Consider the following 16,288-nt stretch of genomic DNA (forward strand, 5'->3'; position numbering starts at 1 on the left):
TGCGAGCAAAGGGCCGAAGGCAAAGGTGGATTGGGCTGATTTGATCGGACGCGTCGCCGCTCATGGTGACCGGGCCGCTTTCAAGCGGCTATTTGAGCATTTCGCGCCCCGCATCAAAGGGCTGATGCAGAGAGCCGGGTGCAGCTCCGACGAGGCGGAAGAGATCGCCCAGAACGCCATGATCGCTGTGTGGCGGAAGGCCAATCAGTTCGATCCTGCGACGGCGGGCGCCGCGGCCTGGATATTCACGATCGCCCGCAATCTGCGGATCGATCTGTTCCGCCGCAGGGCGCGGGCAGACCGTCTGCAAACCGATTCCGAGCTGCCCGATACACCGGATCCAGCCGAGCCGGCCGATGCCGTCATTTCGCGCGTGCAAGATGCCGCACGGATCGCGTCGGCCATCAAGCAACTCTCGACAGAGCAATCCATGGTGGTGAGGCTGTCGTTCATCGAGGAAAGGGCGCATCCGGAAATCGCGAGCCAGCTCGGTATTCCGCTCGGAACGGTCAAGTCTCGGATCAGGCTGGCGATGAACCGGTTGAGAGACATATTGGACGAAGAATCATGACGATCAGCCACCATCCGCCTGAAGATCTTCTGGCCGATTTCGCGGCCGGCAAGCTGGAAGAGGCCCACCAGCTGGTCGTGGGAGTGCATGTGGCAGGATGCGCCCGGTGCGCCCGTTTCGTGCAAGCCATCGAGCAGCTCGCCGGCGCAGCGCTGGAGGAAGTCGAGCCGGCACCGATCGCGCCAGATGCGTTCGATCGCGTCATGTCGCGAATTGGCGCTTCTCGGGATCACGCACCGGCGCCACCCCTCGCTTCCGCCGCCGACACTGACCTGCCGCCGGCACTGCGAAGATATCGCATCGGCAAGCGCCGACGCATCGCGCCGGGTCTGAGCATGCGGCCGATCGAGCTGTCCAGCCCGGGCAAGGCGCGCGCCTTTCTGCTTCGGTCCGCGCCGGGCTCGCGCATGCTTGAACACACTCACACCGGCACCGAACTGACCCTCGTGCTCGAGGGCAGCTTCAGTCACGAGGGCGGGCGCTTCGGTCCCGGCGATTTCGATTACGGCGATGACGAGGTCGACCATCGTCCTATCGTCGGCAACGAGGGCCCATGCGTCTGCCTGGTCGCGATGACCGGCGACCTGCGCATGAACGGTCTTCTCGGACGAGTGATCGGGCCGTTCGTGCGGCTTTGATTCTCGACAGTCCTTCTCCCGCGGGTGATCCGGACCCGCGCCCGAAGCGTTTCGAAACAGACGCAAGGGAGACAGGACATGGCCGATTCAAGCCTGGCGGGTCAGGTGCCGAGCGAAAGGCTGCCTGAACTGCTGGCACGCGTTTCCGCTGGCGAGACGCGTGCTTTCGTAGAGCTCCACACATTGACGCGAGGTCGGCTGCGCAGGATAGCGCTCGCCGTTGGATCATCGCCTCACGACGTCGACGACATCCTTCAGGAATCGTTTCTGAAGATCTGGCGCAAGGCTGACCGGTTCGATCCGGGACGCGCCCCGGCGATGGCCTGGATGTCCGCGATCGTCCGGAATACGGCAATCGATCATCAGCGGACCAGAAGGCAGCCAACTTACGAATTGAACGAAGCGCTTCTGGTTCCGGCGGGGGCCGGCCCGTCGCCAAACGAGGATTTCGACTACGCCAGCGCAGAACCGATTGCGCGCGGAGCGTTGGCTCGTTTGCCGGAAGATCGCCGCAGGCTGGTGGCTCTGGCTTATATCGAAGGCGAGAGCCGCGCCAGCCTGTCACGACGCTTCGGCGTGCCGGTCGGCACCATCAAGACCTGGCTTCACCGAGCCATTCTGGCGGTGCGCAAGGATTGCCTTGCGGCATCGGCCGCGGCCTGAATCCGGAGAACGCGCGCATGGCCGCAGAGATCATTGCGTTTCCCGAGCCCGATCGCGGAGACCGGCTCGTCTCTTCGATCGCACGGCTCGAAGCGATTTTAAGGGACATCGAACGTGTCGCAGCCGACGATCCCGGAGCCGGCCTCGATCTTCTCCTTGCCGCCATGGAGCGCATGAGCGATCAACTGGTCGATCTCGCATGCCTCCTGCTCGACGAAGATACCAAGCTGCAGGCCCAAAGCGCATTCATTTCCTTGGCCGACAAGATCGCGGAAACCAGGGAGACGTTCGACCTGCTCGTAACACCAAGGCAGCCCTGATCAGGCCCGACAGTGCGCGTGGCCCAGGTCATTCAGCCCTGTCGCGCTGATTTGGCGGGGATTGCTCAGTGCGCCAGCCTCTGAGCAACGAGGAATCCAATCCAGGCGCTGACACCGGCGAGAAGCGATCCCCAGCAAACGTCCGCAAGTGTCAGCCCGGTCGACCAGTTCCGCAGGGTCGCCTGGTTGGTGAGATCGTAGGTCGCATAGGTGAAGCAGCCGAGCATCAAGCCGGACGTGAAGGCACGCAATGCGCTCCCGTCCTGCTGCGCCGGCAGCACGGCGAACCAGATCAAACCGATGGGATAAAGCAAGTAGAAAGCCGCCGCAGCCGCCAGATTCGGCTCGGCCCGCAGCATGTCGCCGATCACCGGCCGGTAAAGCCTTTCGACCATGATATTGAGCCAGACCATGTCGATTGCAACGAAGGTCACGGCCACCGAAAGGTAGATGAAGAGAAGGTTCATATCCGCGTTCCCCGTGCGATCTAGTCCGGCCTGTTCGTCGAGCGGACGATCAAACAACGAGCGACGAGCCACCCCGGATCACATCCGCGCATTCACGCCCGTTTGTTTGCGGCCAGTCGACAGCCGTAGCGCCGCAACGCCCGGCTCGTCACTGTGCCCGTTTCGGCGGCCATGGGAAGAACGCATTGGTTCGTGCCTGATACGCCCGGTACCGGTCGCCGCGCGATTGCAGCATCTGCTCCTCCAGCGGGGGTATCCCCGTCACATGCACGAGTATCCAGTACATGATCGCCGGCGCCGCCAGGCTGGCCCAACCCCATGCATATCCGGGCGACAGCGCGATGATGGGATAAGCCCACCACCCCAGCCATTCGAAGAAATAGTTCGGGTGGCGCGACCACCGCCAAAGGCCGACATCGCAGACCTGTCCGGCGCTGGATGGGCTCAGCTTGAACCGGCGCAACTGGCGGTCCGCCAATGCCTCGCCTGCGACGGCTGCCAGAATGATGGCGGCTCCTGCGTAGTCCTGCAGTCGCAGTCCGGGCTCGGGAGCGTGCGCCGCGAGGAAGACGGCGAACGGCAGCGGCAACGAGACCAGCGCCTGCGATTGCAGGAAAAGGAACATCCGGCGAGGGGCCGCAGCCCCCCATTGACGCGCATAGTTCGCATAGCGTGGATCGTCGATGCCTGCCGCGGCCCGGCGCGCAATGTGCGTGCCTAGTCGCACCGACCAAAGCAGCACGAGCCCTCCGACGAGCACCTGGCGTTCCGGCGCGCTGGCGTCCAGAGGCCACAGGGCGGCGCCGGCGCCAACGAGGCCGGTCGCGTAGGACCAGATTGCATCAACCCATCCGGAATTCCCCGTGCGCTGCTGAACGACCCAAGCCAGCCCCATCAGGAGACAAAAGGCCAGCGCAATGCCGCCTAATGCCTGAACATGCACCAAAATCATGCCATCACCAGAATTGACCTCTCCGCGATACGTTCGCTGCAGAAGCTGGTTTCGCCTTCGACGGGGGGCTGGCCGGTGATCAGCAAGGTGATCCGCGGCGGGCCGTCGAACGTTTCCTTGTACAACGAGCGTTTCAAGTACCGCATTGGCGGTCTCAAGTGGGGGCGACAGAGCATGCGTTTCGCCGTGATCGGGACGGGAATTGCCGGCAATGCCGCCGCGTGGCTCCTGTCGAAACGCCATGCTGTGACGGTGTACGAGCGCGAGCTGCGCCCAGGCGGACATAGCCATACCGTTCGTGTCGACTACGATGGCGAGGCTATAGACGTCGACGTCGGCTTCATCGTGTTCAACGAGGCGAACTATCCGCAACTGACGGCGCTGTTCGCGCGGCTGGGCGTGAGGACCGTCGAAACTTGCATGAGCTTCGCCATGTCCGCCGATCACGGTCGGTTCGAATGGCGGGGTGGCGGCGAGACCTTCCTTCAAACTGTTCGCGGCCTGTTCGCACAGCCGAGCAATCTCGGATCGCCCTCCTATTTTCGCATGCTGGCCGAGGTGCTGCGCTTCAACAGGCAGAGCGCGGCGGACTTGCGCGCCGGCCGGCTGCACAACCTGACGCTGGGCGAGTATCTGCGCAAGGAATCATTCGGCCCGCGCCTGTTCTCCGATTATCTCGGACCGATGGGGGCGGCGATCTGGTCGTCCTCGTCGGACGACATTATGTCCTTTCCGGCGGAAAACTTCGTCGCCTTCTTCGACAACCATCGGCTCCTGCACCTGGACCGGCCGCGCTGGCGTACCGTGGAGGGTGGCAGCCGGCGCTATGTCGAGAAGCTCACCGCTATGTTCAAGGACAACATTCGGCTAGGTTGTGCAGTGACGTCGATCCATCGATCGGAGCATGGCGTGACGGTCCGCGACACTCAAGGCGGTGTGGAGACTTACGATGCCGTGGTCATGGCCTGCCACAGCGATCAGGCCTTGGCGGCGCTGCCGGACGCCGACGCCCAGGAGCGATCCATTCTCGGCGCGATCAGGTATGCCCCCAACACCGTCTATCTGCACCGCGATCGCAATCTCATGCCCAGGCGCCGCCAGGCATGGGCATCCTGGAACTTCCTGCAATGGCCGCGACAAACGCCCGCGCAGAACGACGTGGCCGTGACCTATTGGATGAACCGCCTGCAGGGCATAGACGACAGCAAGCCATTGTTCGTCAGTCTCAACCCGCCTTTCGAGCCGGCGGAACATCTGACGTTTGGAAAATTCAGCTTCGCCCATCCGCAATACGATCTGGCAGCGTTCGCGGCGCAGCAACGGCTCCCCGCAATTCAAGGCCGCCGCCGGACGTGGTTCTGCGGCGCCTGGACCGGCTATGGCTTTCACGAGGACGGCTTGCAGGCCGGCATCTCCGTTGCCGAGGCACTTGGCGGCGAGGTTCCATGGCGTCAGGCCGACCCGCTGCTGGTCCAGGCCGCTGAGTAGCATGATGGTCCGAACGAAATCGACGAGAGCGGAGAATGCGATAGCGCCCGCCGCACTCTACTGGGGAAAAGTGTTGCACGCGCGCTGGCGGCCCGTGCAACACAGGTTCAGCTACCGGGTGATGAGCCTGCTGATCGATCTCGACCGGTTGAACGAGGCAGATCGCCAGTCCCGGCTGTTTGGCGTCAATCGAGCAGCACTGTTCAGCTTCCACGAGAGCGATCACGGCGAAGACAGGAGCATGTGCCTCAGCCAGCACGTTCGCGGGCTGGCAGCGGAGCACGGCATCGATCTCTCCGGAGGCCGTATTCTGCTTCTCTGTTATCCCCGGCTTCTGGGCTACGTGTTCAACCCGCTATCGGTCTATTTCTGCTACGGCGCGTCCGGCGATCTCGCCCTGTTGATCTACGAGGTCCGCAACACATTCGGGGAGATGCATTCCTACGTCCTGCCCGTGCAAGACGCGCGACCGGGCTGCACAATACGACAGACCCGGGCGAAGGAGTTTTACGTTTCACCTTTCATGGAGATGGAGACGCATTACCGCTTCAGCATTTCTCCACCGGAGCAAGATGTGAGGGTCAGGATCGTGCAGACGAGCGAGCAGGGCGCGATGTTTGCGGCAGCGTTCCGCGGACGACGCCGCCCTCTGACCAGCCACTCGCTACTGGCGGCGCTGTTCGGTCTGCCCTTCCTGACTTTCAAGGTGATCGCAGCCATCCACTGGGAAGCGTTGCGGCTTTGGCTGAAAGGTGCTCCGTATGTGCCACGTTTGAAACAACGCGAGACTTGAACCATGGACCTCGCAGCCACGCATCAGGCCGTCCAATTCGATGGAGTCCCATTCCTTGCGCGACTGACTCTGCGCCTTGCATCGCAGATCCGGTACGGCACCGTTCATGTACGCCTTCCCGACCAGAGAATCGTCACGTTGCGCGGCCCGCTTCCGGGTCCGGCGGCCACCATCGAGCTGAACAATTACAGGTTCGCGCGCAGCCTCGTCATAGGCGGCGACATTGGCATGGCCGAGGCTTACATTCGAGGCGATTGGTCCACGCCCGATCTCACCCAGCTTCTCTACGTGTTCTGTCTCAACGAAGAGCTGGTCGACAGCGCCTTTGCGGGGAACATGCTGGTCCGGCTCTGCCGGCGGGTGCTTCATCGCCTGCGCCGGAACACGAAACAGGGGTCGAGGCACAACATCCATTCGCACTATGATCTCGGAAACGAGTTCTTCGCTGCCTGGCTCGATTCGAGCATGACCTACTCGTCGGCCCTGTTCCCGGCCGAGACAGCCGACCTGCCCGCCGCTCAACATCACAAATACGAGCAACTGGCGAAGGCCATCGAATTGCGGCCCGGTCAGAGCGTGCTCGAGATCGGATGCGGTTGGGGCGGCTTCGCCGAATTTGCCGCGAAGACTTACGGTGCGAGCGTGGTGGCGCTGACCATCAGCAAGGAGCAGCACGAATTTGCCCGTCGACGAATCCACGAAGCCGGCCTTTCCGAAAAAGTCGAGGTCCGGTTGCAGGATTATCGCGACCAGGAAGGCCATTTCGACCGCATCGCCTCCATCGAGATGATCGAGGCCGTCGGCGAGCAATTCTGGCCAGCATACTTCCATCAGTTGAACCGGCGACTCAAGCCCGGCGGGCTGGCAGGCATCCAGGCCATCACGGTCCGCGACGAGCTCTTCGACAGCTATCGGCAGCGCGTGGACTTCATCCAGAGATACATCTTTCCGGGAGGGATGCTCCCTTCGACGAACATCCTGCGCTCGCTCGGCGATCGCTTCGAGGTGCCTGTCATCCGAGAGCGTGTGTTCGGGCAGGACTATGCAAAGACGATCGCACTCTGGCGAGAGAACTTCAGCCAGGCATGGGCAGACCTGACCTCGCTCGGGTTCGACGAGCCCTTCCGCCGGCTGTGGGAATACTATCTGTGCTACTGCGAGGCAGGGTTCAGGGCCGGAAAGATCGACGTCCGACAGCTGGTTTTTGCACGCCAAAGCTGACGCAGCTCAGGGCGCAACGGCCCTGTGCGCTCGAACTACCCGGCGCCCGAAGGAATCGGACGCACGGGCTATTTTTCGAAGCGAGGTCGCGCCGGCAGGGGTCGCTCGATATTCCCGGACAAGGCATCCGCCTGCAGCAGACGGGCTCCCGGCCAATCCCCGCTGCGAATGAGACGTTCGACGACGTCGCGCAGGATATCGCCAACCTTGCGGACCAGGCGGCCTGGATTGGTCTTGGTGGCCACATAGCTGCGCAATTTGATCGAGGGCTCGATCGCCAGAATCTGCGCACGTTCCGTCGGTTCTTCCGTTGCGAGCGCCACGCGCGGGAGGATGGTGTGACCACGGCCTTCGCGCGCAAGGGCTTTGAGCTGCCCCACGGAATTGATCTGCGCCCCGAATTTCAGCGCGAGATGATGAGCCTTTGCGGTCTTGCTCAGCAATGGGCGCACCGGGTGCTCGCCGTCGGTCGTGTAGATGAGCCAGCGGGGGAGTTCCTCAAGTGGAATGCTTTGGCGCCCGGCCGACTCTTCGCCGACTTTCCCGAACAACACCAGCTCATCCTCGGCAAGCCCGGTCAGCGACAGGCCGTCGGCCTGGTCATCGCCATAGAGGATGCCGGTATCGATCTTGCCCGACCGGAGCCAGCCGCGCAGGTCACCCGTCAGGCCTTCGAACACATGCACCTGCGCGCCGGGAAACTGGCCCTCCAGGGCCTGCAGCAGCGGCAGCGTCAGCACGGACGCCATGCTTACGGGGATACCGATGGTGAGTTCCCCCGCCACGTCGGCAGCTTCTCGAACCTCCCGGCGGGCCAGTTCGAATTGGGCACGGATCTGCCGGGCATGATCCAGCAGAACCTCGCCACAGGGTGTCAAGGTCACGCCGCGGGCGTGGCGGAAAAGGAGCTGGACCCCGAGATCGGCCTCCAGGGCCGCAATCTGGCTCGAAAGCGCCGACTGGGCAATGTTGCAACGTGCAGCGGCTTTTGTGATGCATCCATGAGTCGCAACATTCTGAAAATGCACGAGTTGTTTGAGATTCATGGGTGCGCCATTGCAGCCGGGATCGATCCACGAGCGATCTTAAAATCAGATCGCAGTCAGCGCAATTTACTGTTTGATGAATTTTAAGGCAGGCCCGAAGATTGCCTCGCCGGTTAGCAGATTGTTCCGGAGGGAAAATGACGAGCAGAAATGGCAATGGCCGGTGGAGCCGTCGCGAAGTCGCCAAAGGGTTGCTGGCCGCACCCTTTGTACTGTCCACCGCGGCCAAAGCACAGTCGTCCGCGAAGTACGAATTCGGCGTTGCCGGCATCGACCCCATCTACAGTGCGCCCTACATCGCGTTCAAAAAGGGGTACTTCAAGGAAGCCGGCATCGATGTGGGCTACCTGAATTCCCAGAGCGGGCCTCGCACCAAGCAGATCCTCACGGCGGGGCAGGTGCTGGTGGGATGCAGCGGCGTCAATGACGCACTCGCCACCACCGTTGCCGGCAAGCCCACCACGGTTGTCTTCGGGCTTGATCGCAGAATTACCTACGCAAACATCCTGATCCGCAAGGAAGACGCCGGCAAGTTCAAGTCGGTCGCCGACCTCAGTGGTCAGCGACTGGCCGTGACTCAACTCCAATCGGCCACTTGGCTGATGGCCGTCTTCATCACCGAGAAGGGCGGCGCCAAGGACGTCGATATCCGCGGCCTCGGCGACTTTGCGACCATGCTCGGTGCGCTGAAATCGAAGCAGGTGGCGGCGACGATCGCGACCTCAGCCATGCTCGAACAGATGAAGGGCGAGGACTGGGCGGTGCCGCTGTTCAGCATCGGCGACGATGCCAGCTGGAAATCGACCTTCGGTGGCGATGTCCCGGGCATCGGCTGCTATGTCCTGCAGGAGCAGATCGACAAGAATCCGGCAGCGATCCAGGCGGCGGTCACCGCCCTTGTGAAGGCGCAGAACCTCATCAACTCGAGTTCGCCCGAGCAACTCACCGAGTTGCTGCACGAAGACTATATGAACTCGCTGCCGAAGGAGACCGTGAAGAGCGGCCTGACCTTCTACAAGCAGAACGTCTTCTCGCCGGACAACATCATTTCCGAGGACAGCTACGCGCTTCTCTCCAACATCATCAAGGACCGCCAGTTCACGCCCGATCAGATGGCGAAGATTCCGTACAAGGCGGCGATCAACATGGATTTCGTTCGCAAGGCGCGCGCGGCATGAGCGCGATGATCGAGCTTCGACACATCGGCAAGTCGTTCGAGAGCAAGAGCGGCGAGATCGTGAAGGCCGTAGGCGACGTCTCCCTGACCGTCGAGAAGGGGGAGTTCGTCTGCATCGTCGGACCGTCCGGTTGCGGCAAGAGCACGATCCTCAACATGATCGCCGGCTTCATGCCGCCGACCGCCGGCGAGGTGTATGTCGACGGCGCGCGCGTCGATCGCGACGTGCCGGCGTCGCTGGGATACATCTTCCAGAAGGACACCGTGCTGCCCTGGTACACGGTGCGGCAGAATGTCGGTCTCGGCCTCAAATTCGCCGGCGCGGCCAGGCAGGATACCGACAAGAAGATCGACCGGCTGCTGCGGCTCGCGCATCTCAGCAATTTTGCGGAGGCTTATCCGCATCAGCTTTCCGGCGGCATGCGCCGCCGGGTCGCGCTTTGCATGAGTCTCGCGGTGGATCCGAAGATCCTGCTGCTCGACGAACCGTTCGGCGCCCTCGATACGCATACCAAGACGCATCTGCACAGTGAACTGCTCGAGATCTGGCGCGAGCTCGGCCAAACCGTGGTCATGATCACGCATGATCTCGACGAGGCGGTCACGCTCGCCAGCCGCGTCATCGTTCTGTCGGCGCCACCCAGCCACATCCTGCTCGAAGAAGTCATCGACATTCCCTATCCGCGCGACGTCTTCGAGTTGCGGCAATCGAGCCAGTTCACCTCTCATATCCAGCGCGTCTGGAAGGTGCTCGGCAACCAGTTCAGGGCGGCAGCATGAGCAGCGAACAGGTGCAGATCGCCGGTCCGGAGGTTTCTGCGGGCCGCGCATCCGGGATGCAGCCGCGACGTCGTTCGGCAGGCGGCTTGCGGATCACGCTCACGCAAGTTCTGATCCTGGCCGTGGCGCTCGGAGTCTGGGAAGCGCTGACGCGCATCACCTGGTTTCAGCAGAATACGATCTTCGATCCGTTCTTTATCAGCCGGCCCTCGCTGATCGGCGCGCGCATCTGGCAGTGGATGCAGCCGGGCAAGAACGCCATCTGGCCCCATCTGGCGTCGACACTCTATGCCACCGGCCTGGGTCTGCTGGTCGGCACTGCGTCCGGCTTCGCCGTCGGCGTGATGCTCGCCCAGAGCCGGTTCTGGGCAAAGGTGCTCAACCCCTTCATCGTCTCGATGAACTCGATGCCGCGCATCGCCTTCGTGCCGCTGATCACGATGCTGTTCGGCCTGGGTCTCGCCTCGAAGGTCGTGACCGCCTGGTTCATGGTGTTCTTCCTCGTCTTCTTCAACACCTACAAGGGCGCGAACAGCGTCGAGCAGGAACTGGTGAATTTCTGCCGGACGCTCGGCGGCCGGCGTTCGCAGATCCTCTGGCGCGTGCGCATTCCGACGGCGGCGGCATGGACCTTCGCATCGCTGCCCAATGCCATCAGCTTCGCACTGATCGGCGTGGTGCTTGCCGAGTTCGTGGGATCGACGACCGGCGTCGGCTATCTTCTGACGACGGCTCTGGCGACGCTCAATGCGACGGACATGTTCGCCTCGATCGTCATCCTGAGTCTGGTCGGCGTGGGTCTGGTATATCTGATCAGCGCGATCGAGCGACGACTGCTGCATTGGTCGTCCGAATTCCGCAACGATTGAGGCGCGCATGCCGAGCAGCAGCTTCGTCAAGACGGCTTGCCCGCACGACTGCCCGAGCGCCTGCGCGCTGGAAGTCGAACGCTTGTCATCGAACCGAATCGGACGCGTTCGCGGCAGCGCCGAGAACAGCTATACGTCGGGCGTCTGCTGCACCAAGGTGTCGCGCTATGCCGAACGCGTGCATCATCCCGACCGGCTCGCGCAGCCGATGCGGCGCGTGGGCACCAAGGGATCGGGTGAGTTTGCGCCGATCAGCTGGGACGATGCGCTCGACGAGATTGCGGACCGGTTCACCCGCGCGACACAGAGCCATGGATCCGAAGCCGTCTGGCCCTATCATTCGGGTGGCAATATGGGTGTCATCCAGCGCTGGGGTCTCGACCGGCTGCGGCACGCCTTCCGCTATTCGCGTCAGCAGACCACCATCTGCGTGACGCCGGCAGAGTCGGGCTGGAAGGCCGGCATCGGCGAATTGCGCGGCTGCGACCCGCGCGAGATGGTCGAGGCCGATCTGATCCTGATGTGGGGCGGCAATCCCGTCTCCACCCAGGTCAATGCGATGACTCACATCGCGCGGGCGCGCAAACGCGGTGCGAAGCTGATCGTCGTGGACGTCTATCGGACGCCGACCATCGCTGCGGCGGATATCGCCGTCATTGTCCGCCCCGGCACTGATGCTGCCCTCGCGCTCGGCATGATGCATGTCCTCTTGAAAGAGGGATTCGCGGACGAGGCCTATCTCGCGCGCCTGACGGATTTCGACGACGACGTGCGGCGTCACATCGAGAGCTGGCCACCGGAGCGGGCGGCGCAGGTGACCGGCGTCGACGTCGCGCAGATCGTCGACATCGCACGGCTTTACGGACGGACCAAGCGCAGCTTCCTGCGTCTCGGCTTCGGCTTCACCCGCTCGCGCAACGGCGCCGCCAGCATGCACGCCGTTTCCTGCCTGCCGGCGATCACGGGCTCCTGGCAGCACAAGGGCGGCGGCGCTTTCTTTCTCGCGCTCGACAACTGGCGCCTCGATACGACCTTGGCGCATGGTCTCGACATGCGCGATCCCCACACCCGCATACTCGACCAGTCGCGCATCGGCGCAATCCTGACCGGCGACCCGGTCGCCCTCAAGGGCGGGCCGCCGGTCGCCGCGATGATCATGCAGAATGCGAACTCGGCCAATGTGGCCCCGGATAGTCGCAAGGTGGCTCAGGGGCTCGGCCGGGAAGACCTGTTCCTTTGCGTGCACGAGCAGTTCATGACGCCGACGGCTCGCTATGCCGACATCGTCCTGCCGGCGGCGATGTTTCTAGAGGCGGACGACATCTACTACGGCCTTGGGCACACCTACATTACCGCGGGCCCGCGAGTTCTCGACCGCTATCGGGAGAGCTGGACCAATCACGAAGTGGTCTGTGGCATCGCGCGGCGGCTGGGATCGGATAATCCGAGCTTTCGAATGAGCGCGTTCGAGCTGATCGACAAGACGCTCACTGCGTCGGGGCGGGGAACGGCGGCGGAGGCCTTCGAGACCGGCTGGGTGGAATGCGCCGAACCGTTCGACGACGCTCATTTCACCAATCGTTTCCCGACCGCGGACGGCAAATTCCATTTCAAGCCGGATTGGACCAAGATCGGTCCGAACGGTCATGGCATGCGACCGTTGCCGGACTTCATGGAAAACTATGAAGTTGCCGACAGCGAGCACCCGTTCCGCCTCGTTGCGCCGCCGGCGCGGACCTTCCTCAACACCACCTTCACGGAGATTGAGAGCTCGCGGAAACGCGAAGGCGCGCCTCACGTGATCATCCACCCCGAAGACGCCGCGCGCCAAGGCGTGGCCGATGCCGACATCGTGCAGCTCGGCAATCGCCGCGGTCGGCTCGAACTGCCGGCGAAAATCGACCAAAGCGGTCGCCCCGGGGTCGTGATTGTCGAAGGCATCTGGCCGAATACGGATTTCTCGGGAGGACTTGGCGTCAACCAGCTAATCGGCGACGATCCGGTGCCGCCAAACGGCGGCAGCGCCTTCCATGACACCGCCGTCTGGATGCGTCGGCTAAGTCAGGATGCGGTGATCGATAACGGGTAAAAGGCCGAACCGCGCACATCTGGGCCGAAGCAGAAGCGGGCGCCGCACACCGCCTGCGTTGCAGCGGTCGCAACCAGGCTGGGCTTGCAAGAGGATGGTGCGCCATTCAGAATAAAATTGCGAACTCATATGTTATTGAAATCGCGACATAATTTTTGATCTATCCAGACGCTGGTGCTCACGGATATTGCGGCCGGTTGGACGGAGCTCTCGGCATCCTGCTTGCCGCGCGGCAATGGGCGGCTCTGCACGATCGCCGCCGCGTTCACGGATATCGATCCGGTGGACGAACTCCGGCGGATTGCGCAGGGCAAAGCCGCCTTTCCACGGTGGACCTGCTGTCCTTGTGCGTTGCGCTGGATCGCTTCGCGTGGCAGCTTCGAGCCTCCGCCGACGTGTAAAGGCAATTCCGTCCAATCGCAAACAGAATCATGCGCAGCGCGACAGTCATTTGCACTCCCATTTGCTATGGCTTAAGCTGGCCTAGACGTCCATCGGGAAAGTCCGTCTCGTGCGCGTGGTGGCTCACGAGTCGCGAGTTTCGTCGGTGGATGACTGTCTGAAATGACAAACTTCTGCTGCCTCCCGGCAGAGCCCGCGGAGCCTCCCTTGGTCGGCTAGACGATCGATTTTGTGAAACCTGCATCCTGGGATCAGGCTGATTGATGGAACGGACGGTTTGTTGGCGGATTCCTCGTTTTGCGGTCGGCGAAACGAGGATTGTCTCATGGCAGGATGGCGGCGAGCGGTCGAATTGGCAATGAGCGACGAAGAGATTGCGACGTTGACGACGCTGTCGCGGTCGCGAACTGAGCTGGCGAGCCGGGTCTCGCGCGCGCAGATGTTGCTGGCGTATTTGGCAAATCCGTCGTTCTGCGCGGTGGGCCAAAGACTTGAGGTCCATCATCAGACGGTGCAGCGCTGTGTCGAGCGAGCATTGGCCGATGGCCCGCTGGCGGCCCTCGACGATCGCCCGCGGCCGGGCAAGGAACCGACCATCACGCCCGAGGCCAAAGCCTGGTTGGTGTCGCTGGCGTGCGACAAGGCCAAGGACCACGGCTATCCGCACGAGTTGTGGACGACGCGGCTTTTGGCGCGCCATGCGCGCGAAGACGGGCCGGCGGCGGGGCATGTGTGTTTGGCCAATTTGGTCCAGGGCACGATGTGCAAGATCCTCGGCCAAGAGAGCATCAAGCCGCACAAAGTGCGCTACTATCTTGAAAATCGCGACGCCGAGTTCGAGCAGAAGATGGCGGAGGTCCTGTGCGTCTATCGTGAAGTCGAAGTCCTGAAGAAAGCCGCTGCCAAGGGAAAGCGGCAGGGAAAGCCGGTGACGATCGTCTCCTGCGACGAGAAGCCGGGAATCCAGGCTATCGGAACGACGGCCCCGGATTTGCCGCCCAAGCTTGGCGTCCACGCCACCTTTGCGCGCGACCATGAATACAAACGCCATGGCACGCTCAGCCTGCTGGCTGGGATTGATCTGCTCACCGGCAAGGTTCACGCCCTCGTCAAGGATCGCCACCGCAGTCGAGAGTTCATCGAACTCCTCAGGCTTATCGATGCCGCCTATCCGCCGAACACGGCGATCAAGCTGATACTCGACAATCATTCTGCACACATATCGAGAGAAACAAGAGCCTGGCTCGCCACCCGACCAGCCGGGCGCTTCGAGTTCACCTTCACGCCCAAGCACGGCTCGTGGCTCAATCTCATCGAGGGGTTCTTCTCCAAGTTCGCCCGTTCAGTCCTGCGCCACATCCGGGTGGCGTCAAAACATGAGCTCGAGGAGCGCATCATGGCCGGCATCGACGACGTCAACCGCCATCCCGTCATCCACAGATGGTCCTACAAGCTCGCCGAGGCCGCCTGATATGATTCAAACCAAGAAAACGCTGAACTAGTATGAAAAAGATTTCGGCGTGCCCTAGCTGGCTCGCATTGACTGACGATCGTCAGAGCTTTGTCTTCTTGCCAGAGAGAGCCGAAATCGTTCGGAAGATATTTGAATTGGCTATTGGAGGTGTAGGTAGCTACGCAATAGCGAACCACCTTAATCGACAGAAAGTTACGCCATTCGGACCTTCTCTGACGTGGGATCACACGACCATCGACAGCATGCTGAGGAATCGGGCTACGTTTGGCGAGCACCAACCGAAAAGCTACGCAGGCGGAAGCAAGAAAGGCGTGCCCGTGGGCCGTCCCGTCGCGGGCTACTATCCAGCCGCGATCGACGAAGCGACGTTTAATGCAGCTCAAGCGGCACGACGTCAAAACCTCATCTCGGGGAGGGGGCGGAAAGGAAACAACATTGCGAATGTTTTTAGCGGCCTGGCGACTTGCGCGTACTGTCGTAGCGAGATCAAGTTTCACAGTAATGGCGATGCCAAGAGTCTTATATGTTCGAAAGTCATCAACGGCGAGGGTTGTATCCGTACAGCATGGTCATATCGTGATTTTGAAGTGACCGTTCTTCACTTCCTAGCTCACCCCGCGTTGTCGGAACGGATGAGTGACGAGCAAAAAAAAATCATATCGGATCTCGTGGAGCACGTAAAGAAGCTCTCGGGCGACCAAGTTTATGGCGCCAGATTTAGCATCGCGTTACTCCTCAAGAGGATCGTTTCCGAATTGAGAATTTCAAGTGCCGGCTCAGCGCCCACGCCGAGACTGTCCGACGCCCTAGTCCGGCGAAATGTTACGGGAAGGTTTTTCGAAATTCGACTCTGGGATGGCCCTTTGTATAGAGGGATCTCAATTGCCTAAGGCAAAGTGCTAGAGGACAATGGTTGGTGACCTCCAGCAAGGTTCTGGTTAGTCGTCCGTGAAGAACTCTGGCCTCAGACTGGAACGGTCTGAAGCCCGGCAGTTAGAGCCGAGAGGATTTGGCGCAGCAAAAGCCTGAGCCAGCGGATGAGGCGTCGGAAGTTGTAGCCTGCGGCAGCGAGGACGGCGTTGGCGGCGTCACCGCGGCGGTGGGCGAGATAGTTGCAGCCCATGCGGTGCTCGGCTTTGAGATGGCCGATGACGGGCTCGACGGCCGCCCTGCGGCGTAGTTCACGCTTGATCGCGGGCGTTACCCCTCGCTTCTGGCCGGAGAGGAACACCCTGAACTTGTAATCGGGCGGCGCGTTGTGGCCGCGATATCCCCTGTCGGCGGAGCTATGCCTGAATCTGGGTGACGGAGCCGATCAGGCGGCGTGGCTTTGCTGGG

16 protein-coding genes and 1 pseudogene are annotated in these 16,288 nt (G+C 62.0%); 13 read left to right on the plus strand and 4 right to left on the minus strand.

Features of this window, described 5'->3' with window-relative positions; all coding sequences use genetic code 11:
- Window positions 1-25 precede the first annotated feature (25 nt).
- The 4 genes from AX729_RS14885 to AX729_RS14900 all read left to right on the plus strand — a co-directional run bounded on the left by AX729_RS14885 (window position 26) and on the right by AX729_RS14900 (window position 2,192).
- Entirely contained in the window at window positions 26-571 is a 546-nt protein-coding gene (locus tag AX729_RS14885; protein WP_061024218.1) for a sigma-70 family RNA polymerase sigma factor, read from the plus strand.
- Entirely contained in the window at window positions 568-1,209 is a 642-nt protein-coding gene (locus AX729_RS14890) for a ChrR family anti-sigma-E factor (RefSeq protein ID WP_061024220.1), read from the plus strand. The genes AX729_RS14885 and AX729_RS14890 overlap by 4 nt, the downstream gene beginning before the upstream one ends.
- A gap of 78 nt (window positions 1,210-1,287) precedes the next feature.
- Complete coding sequence (locus tag AX729_RS14895; protein ID WP_061024222.1) at window positions 1,288-1,872, plus strand: RNA polymerase sigma factor; 585 nt, start codon at window positions 1,288-1,290, stop codon at window positions 1,870-1,872.
- Between the two features lie 17 nt (window positions 1,873-1,889).
- Entirely contained in the window at window positions 1,890-2,192 is a 303-nt protein-coding gene (locus AX729_RS14900; protein ID WP_156456964.1) for a hypothetical protein, read from the plus strand.
- Window positions 2,193-2,257: 65 nt separating this feature from the next.
- Here the strand turns inward: AX729_RS14900 and AX729_RS14905 are convergent, their stop codons facing one another.
- Both AX729_RS14905 and AX729_RS14910 read right to left on the minus strand, forming a co-directional pair.
- The gene (locus AX729_RS14905) at window positions 2,258-2,659 is read right to left on the minus strand and encodes a DUF2177 family protein (RefSeq protein WP_061024233.1); all 402 of its coding nucleotides are present in this window, start codon (window positions 2,657-2,659) and stop codon (window positions 2,258-2,260) included.
- A 148-nt stretch (window positions 2,660-2,807) separates the two neighbouring features.
- Window positions 2,808-3,611: a DUF1295 domain-containing protein gene (locus tag AX729_RS14910; protein WP_061024235.1), complete on the minus strand. Its 804-nt coding sequence runs from the start codon at window positions 3,609-3,611 to the stop codon at window positions 2,808-2,810.
- Between the two features lie 174 nt (window positions 3,612-3,785).
- Between AX729_RS14910 and AX729_RS14915 the strand changes: the two genes are divergently transcribed.
- The 3 genes from AX729_RS14915 to AX729_RS14925 are packed head-to-tail and all read left to right on the plus strand — an operon-like array spanning window position 3,786 to window position 7,113.
- Window positions 3,786-5,099 carry an NAD(P)/FAD-dependent oxidoreductase gene (locus AX729_RS14915; RefSeq protein ID WP_061024236.1) on the plus strand — a complete coding sequence of 438 codons (1,314 nt, stop codon included), beginning with the start codon at window positions 3,786-3,788 and terminating at the stop codon, window positions 5,097-5,099.
- Window position 5,100: 1 nt separating this feature from the next.
- The gene (locus AX729_RS14920; RefSeq protein ID WP_245325177.1) at window positions 5,101-5,892 is read left to right on the plus strand and encodes a DUF1365 domain-containing protein; all 792 of its coding nucleotides are present in this window, start codon (window positions 5,101-5,103) and stop codon (window positions 5,890-5,892) included.
- 3 nt (window positions 5,893-5,895) lie between these two features.
- Entirely contained in the window at window positions 5,896-7,113 is a 1,218-nt protein-coding gene (locus tag AX729_RS14925) for an SAM-dependent methyltransferase (protein WP_061024237.1), read from the plus strand.
- Between the two features lie 68 nt (window positions 7,114-7,181).
- Here the strand turns inward: AX729_RS14925 and AX729_RS14930 are convergent, their stop codons facing one another.
- Window positions 7,182-8,159, minus strand: coding sequence for a LysR family transcriptional regulator (locus tag AX729_RS14930; RefSeq protein ID WP_061024238.1), 978 nt, complete (start codon window positions 8,157-8,159; stop codon window positions 7,182-7,184).
- Between the two features lie 137 nt (window positions 8,160-8,296).
- Between AX729_RS14930 and AX729_RS14935 the strand changes: the two genes are divergently transcribed.
- The 6 genes from AX729_RS14935 to AX729_RS38635 all read left to right on the plus strand — a co-directional run bounded on the left by AX729_RS14935 (window position 8,297) and on the right by AX729_RS38635 (window position 15,840).
- On the plus strand, window positions 8,297-9,337 hold the full coding sequence (locus AX729_RS14935; protein WP_061024240.1) for an ABC transporter substrate-binding protein: 1,041 nt from the start codon (window positions 8,297-8,299) through the stop codon (window positions 9,335-9,337).
- On the plus strand, window positions 9,334-10,116 hold the full coding sequence (locus tag AX729_RS14940; RefSeq protein WP_156456965.1) for an ABC transporter ATP-binding protein: 783 nt from the start codon (window positions 9,334-9,336) through the stop codon (window positions 10,114-10,116). The genes AX729_RS14935 and AX729_RS14940 overlap by 4 nt, the downstream gene beginning before the upstream one ends.
- A complete protein-coding gene (locus AX729_RS14945; protein ID WP_061024241.1) occupies window positions 10,113-10,985 on the plus strand; it encodes an ABC transporter permease in 873 nt (290 codons plus the stop codon). The genes AX729_RS14940 and AX729_RS14945 overlap by 4 nt, the downstream gene beginning before the upstream one ends.
- Window positions 10,986-10,992: 7 nt before the next feature.
- Window positions 10,993-13,074, plus strand: coding sequence for a molybdopterin-containing oxidoreductase family protein (locus tag AX729_RS14950; protein ID WP_061024243.1), 2,082 nt, complete (start codon window positions 10,993-10,995; stop codon window positions 13,072-13,074).
- A 760-nt stretch (window positions 13,075-13,834) separates the two neighbouring features.
- On the plus strand, window positions 13,835-14,947 hold the full coding sequence (locus AX729_RS14955; protein WP_245325181.1) for an IS630 family transposase: 1,113 nt from the start codon (window positions 13,835-13,837) through the stop codon (window positions 14,945-14,947).
- Window positions 14,948-14,979: 32 nt separating this feature from the next.
- Window positions 14,980-15,840, plus strand: a complete 861-nt coding sequence (locus AX729_RS38635; RefSeq protein WP_082770437.1) for a recombinase family protein — start codon at window positions 14,980-14,982, stop codon at window positions 15,838-15,840.
- 74 nt (window positions 15,841-15,914) lie between these two features.
- On the opposite strand, the pseudogene AX729_RS14960 reads toward AX729_RS38635, so the two are convergent.
- Window positions 15,915-16,232 (minus strand): annotated as a pseudogene (locus AX729_RS14960) (IS5/IS1182 family transposase); the annotation flags it as partial.
- Between the last annotated feature and the right edge of the window lie 56 nt (window positions 16,233-16,288).

The sequence above is a fragment of the Bradyrhizobium sp. CCH5-F6 genome (assembly GCF_001556045.1).
Taxonomy (GTDB): Bacteria; Pseudomonadota; Alphaproteobacteria; order Rhizobiales; family Xanthobacteraceae; genus Bradyrhizobium.